Raw genomic sequence first — 11611 nt, 5'->3', positions numbered from 1 at the left:
TTCACCCCATCTTCTGCAGGAGTTCGTCGAACCCGACGGTCTGGACGTTCCCATTCTGGTTCCGCATCGGTACCCGCTCACCGTTCTCGTTCGTCGTGGTTTGATAGTATACCGGATGAATCTCCGAGCCTGAGGTGTCCTGGACGAGGGTTCGAACGGCTTGGCTGTTTTGAATGAGGGTATCGTTGACGAACTCCTTGAACTCATCAAAGTACTGGTACGCTTCGAGCGCCTGCTTGTCGCGGAACCCCTCGGCGAGGATGTCACACTTCGTCGCCACGAGCAGCACGTCCTTGTTCGAGGCCGCGTTGAGGATGTCGAAGTAGGGTTCGATATCCAACGGCTCGTTGTTGTGGAACCGTTCGACATCGATAACCAGAACCAGCGTGTTCGCGTCTCGCACCCGTTGTGCGAGGAGCCGAACCGTCGAGTTGTCGATCTCCTCGTCGGCGCTCATCAGTGCGGTCGGCAGTTCCTCGAGGTATTCACCGGCATAATCGAGACTTGAGAGTTCGATGTTCTTCGGGAACACCCGACCGCTTATAAACCGAAACCGGAGGTCCTCGATGTCGGTTGCACCCGTTGAATCCAACTTCCAGCCGGTGTCCTTCGAGGCCGCATCGAGCGCACTCACCAACTCCATAAGATCGCCGCTGGGGTTCAACGGCGTGTCGGTGTCCCGACCGACGGCGTCATCGAGCGCTTCGAGGTACTTTCCCACGAGGAACAGCGACTTGCCGGATCCCGGTGGACCAAGGATAAAGAAACTCTCGGAGGCGTCGTACGTCACGAACCGACGAAGCGTCACGACGAACACCCCTGCCATGAGTGTGTTTCTCCCGATGCCGTTCCAGTCGACATCCACGCTCGGATTTTCGGCCTGTACGTGGACCTCGTTGCTGGCGACCTCGATAACCTGCGGAAGGTTCACATGGTACTCGATCAATCCGACAGCGACGACTACGCTTATCAGATAAAACAATAGCGTCGCCGACCGCCGGAATTCGAGCGCGCTTGCCGTTCGGACCTCCAATAACTGCCGCCCCCCTCCGACGATCGCCCCAACCACGAAGCCAGACAGGATCCAGAGAACGTTGGCAGTAAAGTCGATGTTCGGGATGAACAGCCCGATAGAAAGGAGGCCGATCAGTGCGGAAACAGTCCCCAACCACAACAGCAATCCCTGTATACGCTTTTTCGGATCAAGCGTTAACAGTACCAGTAGTCCGAGATATCCGCCGAACATTGCTGAGGAGAACTGCTCCAGGTTCACCCCGATGAGCGGGTTCAAAGACAAAATTAACGGTCGAAACACATCGGATGCTTCCCATGCTTCACCGAGCACCAAAAACAGGGGTCCGGCGACGACGATCATCACCACAAAATACACGACGAGAAGCACCTTCTCGCCGTTCTCCTCGAGGAACGTCCCTATCGACATCTACTGATCGCCCCCTCCGTCGGCCTCTACGCTTGCCGAATTAAACGTGACTACCTCACAGTAGTCGTTGAGCAAGTCCTCACGTATCTCCGCTTCATCCCGCAAAAAGAACTCGATGTCGTTCGGGTTCTCAAGGTTTAATACCTCGTTTCGCCGGACGTACTCACCATTTTCGAGGCCGTAGGTGTGATGAACGAGGATATCCATGTCGTCCGACTGCTCGCGGGAGCGGTATCCCGTTTGGTAGCCGTCCGGCTCCACCTCTGCACGGAGATTGTCGAGGAAGATGCCGTCGATGAAGATTCCGAGTCCGATGTCCCAACTGTTTCCGGCCTCGACCGGGAACGAGGCGAAGTTCTCGCTCCCCGCCCCGAGGTTATATGCGCCCTGGAACACGGGCTTCAGATCGGCCACATCACCGATCTGGTCTATCGCCCGGCTCATCACGCCGACGACCACGTTCATCTCGTTGTATCGGGCACGATCGTTGCTGATCCGTCGTTTTCGGATCCCTGTATATTTCGGATTGTGTGCGTTCTTCGCTAACTCCTCGAGGGATCCCCGAAGCCGTTGTCGTTCAGTCTGATCGTCGAAGAGCTTGCTTTCGGCGATGTCCGCGTCGTCACGGAGTTGAAGGATGTCATGTGGTTTGATCGTCTTGACGTAACTGTATTCTTCGGTCTCCGTTGAGACGGTTGTCTCTCTGTTTTCGTTATGGCTTTCCCTGAGCTGTCGATATCGATCCTGTGCGGAGGTGAAGAGGTCTCGCGGTCGGTTGAGCTCTTCGAACATCCCGACAGTCGTCTCATATAGAGCGGTCTTTCGCTCGGCGTCTGCAAGCTCCGATTCCAGCTCCTCACGACGTCTTTCAACGTCGTCGGTCTCGACGGCTTCCTCCATGACGAGGTCCTCGAACCGTCTTTTCAACTCGGTAAAGTCCACGCCGGCATCGAGGTCACGGCCGAGATCGTCCACGGCCGTTCCGTGGTCCTCCTCGAGTTCCTCGCGGGTCTGCTCGACGATCTCCCGCCGTTTTCGATCGGCCTCGTCATCGACGGTTCGTCGCAGACTGCCTGTCGAGAACTGCGGCTCGATGGACAACGTATCGCCCAGCCGGGAGAGGCTGAACACCTCGTTGTCGTCGAGCTGGCTCTGTTTCATTTTGTAGGTTCGTTGCGCCTGCTTTCGATCCTCCTCGCTCGACGTCTCCCATGGCAACAGCGACTCTAGGGTGCTTTCGTCCTCGTTCATCTGGAGGAATGCCTTCTTTGCGTCCGTGAGATCCACGAGCGAGGCGTTTATCGCCCGCTCGGTCTCGTTGATGCTGATCCCGACGGCATCGAGCTCCTCCGAAAGCGCCGTCAGCGCATCACGGACCTGCATCTCGTCCGTGGCCTCGAGTTGATCCACCGTCTCGGCGTTTTCAACCTCCCGTGAGAAGTTCTCTATGGCGACCTCGAGATCCCCGACCATTCCGTCGATCGGGATCGATCGGCACTCGTCGTATCGCTCATACAGCGGGCGGACCGTTCGTTCCCACGTCTGTACACGTCGATTGACCTCATCCTGTTGTTCGCGCCGCCGTCGTTCGAGTTCGTCGACAATCTCGTCGTAATCCGACTGGAGCCGGTCGCGGCGGTCCGCAGCCTCATCCAATTTCGCTTCCAACTGATTAAGACGGACCCCCGCGTTAATCCCCTCGTCTTCCAGCGCGAGAAGGTAGCTGATCGTGCTTTCGACCCGGTTGTCCTCGATCGCTCGAAGGCGAATAAGTAGGTCCTTGCGATGCGCGAGCCGGCTGAGTTCCTCGCTGATCACGTCCCCCAACTGTTTATCGATGCTATCGACGAACTGTTCACCGTCCGTACTCACTTCCGCCGTCCCCGCTCGGATTGATCCACCGATCACCTCTATCTGTTCGGTTATCTCCTCGCTTTCGGCTTCAGCCTCCGAGATGATCTCCCGGTAGATCGAGACGGATTCATACTCCAACTCGGTGAATAGATCGAGCTCGAGAAGTGATTTGACATTCCTGAGCCGTGTTTCGAGATCGGTTCGGTCGGAATCATGTAGTTCCCCACTCATGTCATCGGGACCCCACTCCCTCGAAAGAAACCGATCTACGCCTGAGTACACATCTTCTTCAGCTTCCAGTGCGTCCTGTTTCGCGTTGAGGATCTCCTTAGTGACGGCTTTGGCGTCTTGGATCGCATCAACGTTGTACCGGAGGACTTGCGGGATCCCGATAACGAATGGCGCATAGGAGGGCGTATCCGCGAAGGGGTCCTCCATATCCATCATGTTGTAGTACGTCGCGATCAGATAGATCGCCGCCCGATCGAACTCAATGAGCGCATCCGAACTCTGTAGAATATTAGCTTTTTTCCCACCGAATCCGGTTGGATCAATCGGAATTAACACCCGGTCTTTGAACAAGTTCTCGTTTTGTAGGCTGAGATACTCCAATTCTGAAAGCGCTGCGTGTGCGTTCGCGTTCTCAGCGTCACCCTCGTCGTCGTTCGGCAATACGGCAAAAAGCGTTATTTCCGCTGTTCGCTGTGTGCGTTTTAAATGGCTAACGAGGTCAATAAAGATTCCAGATCCCGAACCGCCCCCGAGGCCAGCTATTACGGCGACTTTTCCGCTATCAGGAAGGTCGATCTCCGTTCGGACATCATCGTCCTCCGCGTACGCCTTGTAATACAACCCCTTTCCGAGTCCTCGTTTCCGGACGACGCCGGTAGCGAAATCGAGATTTTCATTGATAAATTCCGGCTGAAGCCACCAATTCTCCTCATCCATTCCGATTCCGGAAGCGATCCGTGGAACGACTGACTCACCGATGAGGTCGTTCTGATCGTGCAACTGGACGTTCTTCGTTAGTGGCAAATATTTAATATTTATTTCCCCCGGCCGCCCGTCGTATTCTTGTCGAAGACGGTCTTTTGTTTGCTGTATCTGCTGTCTGAGTTCCTGTATCCGCTCGAGGTCTCGGTTCTCCTCCTCTTCTGCAGTGTCGATAATTCTCACTTCGAGAGATTCAGGATTTGGACGTGGACGAAGGACGGCCTCTTGAACCCACTCGGCCGCGAGAAGTTCATACGTTATCGCCTTTCCTGCGCCCCCGACCGCGAATATTCTACCTGGAAGATTCATCTTGACAAGCAATCTATTATAATACTGGAGTATAAACATTCGCCAAAAGCATTTTCAGCTGATAATATATGTGACAGCAACACTAATAGGTAGCCGATGGATACGCGGCGGCAGGAGCGCTGTGGCCTTTGAGTGATAGCCGGGGGATTTTGTTTGCTTAGCCGCCTAATTCTCACTTGGAGAAACTCTCATACCGGATCGAGATCCCGCGACTCCGGTTGTTCAGTTTGGATATTTAAATGGTTGGTATTTGTCTACATGGACCAGTATGATCGGGTCCCGGTAGGCCGATCGTTGAACCATATACAGAACATTTATATAGAATCACAATCAATCGGTGAGTGATTATGGCTCAGCGACAGCGTATGGGCAACCAGCCCATGATCGTACTTTCCGAGGAATCGCAGCGAACGTCCGGAAAGGACGCACAGACGATGAACATCACGGCTGGCAAGGCCGTCGCCGAGTCCGTCCGCACCACGCTCGGACCGAAAGGGATGGACAAGATGCTCGTCGACTCCGGCGGCTCCGTCGTCGTCACCAACGACGGCGTCACCATCCTCAAGGAGATGGACATCGACCACCCCGCGGCGAACATGATCGTCGAGGTCTCCGAGACCCAGGAGGAGGAGGTCGGCGATGGGACGACGAGCGCGGTCGTCGTGGCGGGCGAACTCCTCGATCAGGCCGAGGAGCTGCTCGATCAGGACATCCACGCGACGACGCTCGCACAGGGGTACCGCCAGGCCGCCGAGAAGGCCAAGGAGATCCTCGACGAGCAGGCCATCGAGGTCTCCACGGACGACCGCGCGACCCTGACGCAGATCGCCTCCACGGCGATGACGGGCAAGGGCGCGGAGTCCGCGAAGGACCGCCTCGCCGAACTCGTCGTCGACGCCGTGCTCGCCGTCGCCGACGAGGATGACATCGACACCGAGAACGTCTCCGTCGAGAAGGTCGTCGGCGGCTCAATCGACGAGTCAGAGCTCGTCGAGGGCGTCATCGTCGACAAAGAGCGCGTCGACGAGAACATGCCCTACATGGTCGAGGACGCAAACGTCGCGCTCTTCGACGGCGACATCGAGGTGAAAGAGACGGAGATCGATGCCGAGGTCAACGTCACCGACCCCGAACAGCTCCAGCAGTTCCTCGATCAAGAGGAACAGCAGCTCCGCGAGATGGTCGACCACCTCGTCGACGTCGGCGCGGACGTCGTCTTCGTCGGCGACGGCATCGACGACATGGCCCAGCACTACCTCGCACAGGAGGGCATCCTCGCCGTCCGGCGTGCGAAGTCCGGCGACCTCAAGCGGCTCGCCCGCGCGACGGGCGGCCGCGTCGTCTCGAACCTCGATGATCTCGACAGCGACGACCTCGGATTCGCCGGCTCCGTCGCCCAGAAGGACATCGGCGGCGACGAGCGCATCTTCGTCGAGGACGTCGAGGAGGCCAAGTCGGTCACGCTCATCCTGCGCGGCGGCACCGAGCACGTCGTCGACGAGGTCGAACGCGCCGTCGAGGACTCCCTCGGCGTCGTCCGCACGACGCTGCTGGACGGACAGGTCCTCCCCGGCGGCGGTGCCCCGGAGGCAGAGCTCGCGCTGCAGCTCCGCGACTTCGCCGACTCCGTCGGTGGGCGCGAGCAGCTCGCGGTCGAGGCGTTCGCCGACGCCCTCGAGGTCATCCCGCGCACCCTCGCCGAGAACGCCGGGCTCGACCCCATCGACTCGCTCGTCGACCTCCGTGCCCGCCACGACGGCGGTGAGCTCGGTGCGGGCCTCGACGCCTACACCGGCGACGTGATCGACATGGAGGCCGAGGGCGTCGTCGAGCCGCTCCGCGTCAAGACGCAGGCGATCGAGTCGGCCACCGAGGCGGCCGTCATGATCCTCCGCATCGACGACGTCATCGCGGCCGGCGACCTCCGCAGCAGCGGCGACGATGACGACGGCGAGGACATGCCCGCCGGCGGCGCCGGTGGCATGGGCGGCATGGGCGGTATGGGTGGCATGGGCGGCGCGATGTAAGCGTCGGGACACACGAGATCCATCCACCACCTGCCGCGGTATCGCCACCTCACCACGTTCGCTCTTTTATATTCACCACCGCTTCGAGCCGGCGGCTCGTCGATCCGATCGTCCGGAGGCTACCCGGCGACCGTCTGATCCTTTTCATCCGGATCCGGCGGTAACACCGCTGTCACCCCCTGACGCGTCGGTTCGCGAGCGGTTAAGTGATCGTCTGCCGTCCATCCTTTCACCGGGGCTCCCCCGTCATTCCGCCACTTCGTTTGGCCCGTACCCCCACGGGGGACCCTCGATCCACCATCATGTCACAACAAAAGGGAGATTACATCGACGACGTCGCTATCGAAACCACACTCGACCGGCTGCCGGACGATGAGACGATCGATGAGGCCGTCTCGAATCTGGAGGAAAACGGATTTTCGGTGGTCGTCGTCGATTCGGCTTCGGAGGCGTTGGAAACCGTCGAATCGCTCATCCCCGCGGGCGCATCCGTAATGAACGGTCACTCCACGACCCTCGAGGAGATCGGCTTCGACGAACTCCTCAGCGAGGGCGATCACGATTGGGAGAGCCTCCCCGATGAGATCTGGTCGATCGACGATGACGCCGAGCGGCAGGCTGCACGACGCCGCTCACAGACGGCGGACTACTTCCTCGGCGGGATCAACGCCATCGCGAGCACCGGCGAGCTCGTCGCCGCCGACCTCTCGGGCAGCCGGATCGGTGCGTATCCGTTCGCCGCCGGCAACGTCGTGATCGTCAGCGGCGTGAACAAGATCGTTGGGACGCTTGAGGACGCACTCGATCGGCTCGAATCCGTCGCGTATCCGCTCGAAAACGAGCGCGCACAGGACGCCTATGGCGTCGAGTCGGCGATCGCCAAACAGCTCATTTACCGGATGGAGACCGAGGAGGACCGGACGACGGTCGTTTTGATCCGCGAACAGCTCGGCTACTGATCGTCGAGCGTTCGACCCCGAACGGACCGTTTCCCCACCCTTCTTTCGCGTCCGAAACGGAAGCCGTTAGGTGCCCACGCCGGTTGGCTCGGGTATGGACACGCTCGCGCTTACCGGTGGGAAGGCGCTCCTTCCCGACGGGACGGTTGAGACGGCCGACGTCCTCGTCGACCGCGAGGGGGGCACGATCGCCGCCGTCGGGGGCGATATCGACGGCGTAAACGAGGCCACGGAGACGATCGATACGACCGGGTGTGTCGTGATCCCCGGACTGGTCAACGCACACACTCACGTCTCGATGACGCTGCTTCGTGGGTATGCCGATGACACGCCGCTTGAGACGTGGCTTCGTGAGGAGATCTGGCCGGTCGAGGCGGCGTTGACCCCCGACGATATCGAGATCGGTGCCGAACTCGGGGCCGTCGAGATGATCCGCTCGGGGACCACCACGTTCGCGGACATGTACTTCTCGGAGGACCGTGTCGCGAGCGTCGTCGACCGCGCCGGCATGCGCGCCCTGCTCGGCCATGGGGCCGTCACGATCGGCAAAGACGAAGCCGCAGCCCGCGCCGATATCGAGGAGAGCGTCACAGTCGCGGCCGAACTCGACGGTGCCGCGGACGGTCGGATCCGGACGGCGGTGATGCCCCACTCACTGACGACCGTCGGCGAGCGGTATCTCCGCGAGGCGGTTGAGGGGGCCGCCGATATCGACGTGCCGATCCACCTCCACGCCAACGAGACGGTCGATGAGGTCGATCCGATCGTCGAGGAGCGCGGGATCCGTCCCATGGAGTACGCCGAGGGGATCGGCGCGCTCGCTGAGGGGAACTTCTTCGCACACGGTGTCCACCTCGATGCCACGGAGATCGACCTGCTCGCGGAGTCCGGCACGTCGATCGTCCACTGTCCGGCCTCGAACATGAAGCTCGCGAGCGGCATGGCGCCCGTCCAGGACTTACTCGATGTGGGCGTCACGGTCGCGCTCGGGACCGACGGGGCCGCTTCGAACAACGACCTCGACCTCTTCGATGAGATGCGCGATGCGGCGATGGTCGGCAAGATCGCCGCTGGCGACGCCGCCGCGGTTCCCGCCGAGTCGGTCCTCCGGATGGCGACCGCCGCCGGCGCGGACGCGCTTGGGCTCCCCGGTGGTCGGATCGCCGAAGGGGAGGCGGCGGACCTCGCCGTCGTCGACCTCGATGCGCCACACCTCACCCCCGCCCACGACGTGATCTCCCATCTCGTCTACGCGGTCCGCGGGAGCGACGTCCGGGACACGATCTGTAACGGTCGGGTGCTCATGCGCGATCGCGAACTTACCACGCTGGACCCCGATCGTGTGATGGAACGCGCCTCCGCGGCCGCCGCCGACCTCATCGCGCGCGCCGAGGGCGACACCTGATTCCGACCGTCGCGGCGATCGGCACAAACGGCCCCAAAGTCGGGCACAATTCGGGCCGAACTCGGTTTAACTGTGGTTAGGCGCTAAGTCCCCTTCCTCAAGGAGTCGTTCGAGAATAGAAGATTCTCGTGATCCCGAAAATCTCCGATTTTCGGACGATAACGCTGGGAGCGAAGCGACCGAGTAGTGCAGTAGGGGGGATACAGCGTCCCCAGAACGCTCCGCGTTCTGGTGTGCGAACGAGACGCGGAGTCTCGTCAACGCCGCACGGTTCTCAAACATGTCCACCGCTCGGCCCGCAGGCCCACCGATACTTTTATGTCTATCCATGGTATATACACAAATGATGGATAGATTTGAAATCGAAGGCGAAGAAGTCCTCGACGGAACCGCAAAACCGTCAGGTAATAGCGCCCACGTTATCGTTCCGAAACGGTGGCGTGGAGCTGATGTGAAAGTCGTCCGGGTTTCCGAACCCGACCCAGACGAATAGCCCATGCAATACAACTACAAGTATCGACTCGACCCGCCAGAAGCCCTCACCGAGACGCTTCTGCACCACGTCGATACTTGTAGGCAACTCTACAACCACGTCCTCTACCTGCTCAACGAGGCAGACGACATTCCCGCCCGCTACGAGGTGCAGGGCCAACTCCCCGATCTCAAGACGTGGTGGGATGACCTCGGAGATGTTCACTCGAAAGTGTTGCAGATGGTCGTCAAGCGCGTCTACGACAACCTCTCTACACTCAAAGCACAGAAGGAGAACGGACGCGCCGTGGGGATGCTCAAGTGGAAACCGCCTCGGGAGTATCGGTCGCTCACCTACAACCAGTCCGGCTTCAAACTCAAGAATACGAGTGGTCGGCCTGTCCTGTGGTTGAGCAAGATCGGTGAAATCTCGATCCACCTCCACCGAGACATTCCCGAGAACGCGACGATCAAACAGGTCACGGTCAAACGGGAATCCACGGGCGAGTGGTTCGCCACGTTTGGGGTCGACGTGGAGGAAGACACGCCGGAAAAACCAGACACGCCCGAGAAGGTCGTTGGTATCGACGTAGGGATTCTCAAGTACGCTCACGACACCGGTGGGTACGCCATCGAAAGCCCCGACTTCAGCGACGAACGAGAACGGCTCGAACGCGCACAACGCGATCTCTCGCGGAAAGAACACGGTTCCGCGAATTGGGAGAAACAGCGCCGCGTCGTGGCCGAGCGTCATGCTGACCTCAAGCGAAAGCGCCGCGACTTCCTCCACAAGCTCTCGAACTACTACGCTCGGGAGTACGACCTCGTAGCAGTCGAAGACCTCGACGCGAAGGGGTTGGTCGAGCTCCCGGGGAACTCGCGGAACCGCGCAGGAGCAGCGTGGGGAACGTTCCTCTCGTTGCTCGAATACAAGTGTGAGCGAGAAGGGACGCACTTCGTCGCGGTCAACCCGAGAGGGACGACCAAAGAGTGCGCGGCGTGCGGCGTTTCGACGGACAAACCGCTGTGGGTGCGCGAACACTCGTGTCGTTCGTGTGGGTTTGAGGCGGACAGGGATGCAAATGCGGCGTGGAATATTCTTTCTCGCGGACTCTCGAAACTAGGAGTGGGATACTCCGAATCAACGCCTGTGGAGACTGCGCTCCCTGTGGATACCTCGGTATCTGCAAAGCGCGTCGTGGAAACAGGAAGCCCCACCCTCAAGGAGCGAACGGCGAAAGCCGTGAGCGAGTAGGGTGGGGTAGTTCACCGGAGTTCCCTTTTTAGATGGATGCCCCGCCAGCGGTCGAACGTAGCATGCACACAACGACGAAAACGATCCTCCTCCTCGCCGTGGTGACTATCGGGCTCGCCGCGGCCGGCGCGGCCGATGTCGCCGCCGAGGAGAGCGATCTCGCGATCAACGTGACGGAGACGGATGCGGAGCCGGTGGTGACGGTGACGGCGAACGAAACCGACGTCGAGAACGCGTCGGTGAACGTCACGACGGCGACGGACCAGAACGTCACCTACGTCGGTGAGGACGAGTATGAAACCGATACGAACGGTACGGTGACGCTTCCGGCGGCCGAGGAGAACGTCACGGTCAACGTGACGGCGTCCGCGGACAATCGGACGACATCGACGACCGAAGACCTCGTCGCCGTTGAGGACGCGGACGACTCGGAGATGGCCTCCGATCCGTTCGGTCAGGAGCTTCGTGAGTTCATCAGCGGACTCCGAGACCGCAGTGGCGGGATCGGCCCTGCCGTCTCGGACTTCGCGACGGACAACAACCCCGGTAACGCTCCCGACCATGCGGGCGGACCCCACAACGTGAGCGATGCTACCGGCAACGACTCCGCGAACGCCTCCGACGACCGCACCGGTCCGCCGAGCCATGCGGGCAATCATAGCGACGTCGGCCCGCAAGAGCACGCCGGTAGCGGTTCGAACGGCCACGCTCACGCTGACAACGCCGACTCGAACGACACCGATGCGGACGACTCCGACGACGGAAACAGTAGCGACGACGGGCCGGGCAATAGTGATGGCGCACCCGGAAACAGCGGCGGCTCCGGGAACTAACGGACCGCAATTCCCCTTTGGTTGGCCCGTGACCGCCTGTTGATCGCGGTTTCCCCGTTCCGCT

At 60.3% G+C, this 11611-nt stretch carries 8 protein-coding genes; 6 read left to right on the top strand and 2 right to left on the bottom strand.

Annotation, left to right across the window (positions count from 1 at the left end):
* Position 1: 1 nt before the first annotated feature.
* Both CHB65_RS09960 and CHB65_RS09955 read right to left on the bottom strand, forming a co-directional pair.
* The gene (locus tag CHB65_RS09960) at positions 2-1441 is read right to left on the bottom strand and encodes a P-loop NTPase family protein (RefSeq protein WP_089384916.1); all 1440 of its coding nucleotides are present in this window, start codon (positions 1439-1441) and stop codon (positions 2-4) included.
* On the bottom strand, positions 1442-4471 hold the full coding sequence (locus CHB65_RS09955) for a tubulin-like doman-containing protein (RefSeq protein WP_449404568.1): 3030 nt from the start codon (positions 4469-4471) through the stop codon (positions 1442-1444).
* A 506-nt stretch (positions 4472-4977) separates the two neighbouring features.
* Between CHB65_RS09955 and thsA the strand changes: the two genes are divergently transcribed.
* The 6 genes from thsA (at position 4978) to CHB65_RS09930 (ending at position 11547) form a co-directional block, all read left to right on the top strand.
* On the top strand, positions 4978-6624 hold the full coding sequence (thsA, locus tag CHB65_RS09950; RefSeq protein WP_089384914.1) for a thermosome subunit alpha: 1647 nt from the start codon (positions 4978-4980) through the stop codon (positions 6622-6624).
* Between the two features lie 302 nt (positions 6625-6926).
* Positions 6927-7583, top strand: a complete 657-nt coding sequence (locus CHB65_RS09945; RefSeq protein ID WP_089384913.1) for a lactate utilization protein — start codon at positions 6927-6929, stop codon at positions 7581-7583.
* Positions 7584-7677: 94 nt separating this feature from the next.
* On the top strand, positions 7678-8988 hold the full coding sequence (locus CHB65_RS09940; RefSeq protein ID WP_089384912.1) for an amidohydrolase: 1311 nt from the start codon (positions 7678-7680) through the stop codon (positions 8986-8988).
* Positions 8989-9334: 346 nt separating this feature from the next.
* Positions 9335-9481 carry a DUF2080 family transposase-associated protein gene (locus CHB65_RS16910; RefSeq protein ID WP_158059631.1) on the top strand — a complete coding sequence of 49 codons (147 nt, stop codon included), beginning with the start codon at positions 9335-9337 and terminating at the stop codon, positions 9479-9481.
* Between the two features lie 3 nt (positions 9482-9484).
* The gene (locus CHB65_RS09935) at positions 9485-10714 is read left to right on the top strand and encodes an RNA-guided endonuclease InsQ/TnpB family protein (protein ID WP_089384911.1); all 1230 of its coding nucleotides are present in this window, start codon (positions 9485-9487) and stop codon (positions 10712-10714) included.
* A gap of 62 nt (positions 10715-10776) precedes the next feature.
* Positions 10777-11547 carry a hypothetical protein gene (locus tag CHB65_RS09930; RefSeq protein ID WP_089384910.1) on the top strand — a complete coding sequence of 257 codons (771 nt, stop codon included), beginning with the start codon at positions 10777-10779 and terminating at the stop codon, positions 11545-11547.
* Positions 11548-11611 lie beyond the last annotated feature (64 nt).

Source organism: Halorubrum vacuolatum (genome assembly GCF_900188065.1).
Lineage (GTDB): Archaea > Halobacteriota > Halobacteria > Halobacteriales > Haloferacaceae > Halorubrum > Halorubrum vacuolatum.
The sequence above is the reverse complement of the archived record's forward strand: the minus strand, read 5'-3'. Positions and strand labels throughout refer to the sequence as shown.

Excerpts from the sequence above, each read along its gene's own strand:
- CHB65_RS09960 (WP_089384916.1), bottom strand. The coding sequence starts at position 1,441 with ATGTCGATAGGGACGTTCCTCGAGGAGAACGGCGAGAAGGTGCTTCTC.
- thsA (WP_089384914.1), top strand. The coding sequence starts at position 4,978 with ATGATCGTACTTTCCGAGGAATCGCAGCGAACGTCCGGAAAGGACGCA.
- CHB65_RS16910 (WP_158059631.1), top strand. The coding sequence starts at position 9,335 with ATGGATAGATTTGAAATCGAAGGCGAAGAAGTCCTCGACGGAACCGCA.
- CHB65_RS09940 (WP_089384912.1), top strand. The coding sequence starts at position 7,678 with ATGGACACGCTCGCGCTTACCGGTGGGAAGGCGCTCCTTCCCGACGGG.
- CHB65_RS09945 (WP_089384913.1), top strand. The coding sequence starts at position 6,927 with ATGTCACAACAAAAGGGAGATTACATCGACGACGTCGCTATCGAAACC.
- CHB65_RS09930 (WP_089384910.1), top strand. The coding sequence starts at position 10,777 with ATGCACACAACGACGAAAACGATCCTCCTCCTCGCCGTGGTGACTATC.
- CHB65_RS09935 (WP_089384911.1), top strand. The coding sequence starts at position 9,485 with ATGCAATACAACTACAAGTATCGACTCGACCCGCCAGAAGCCCTCACC.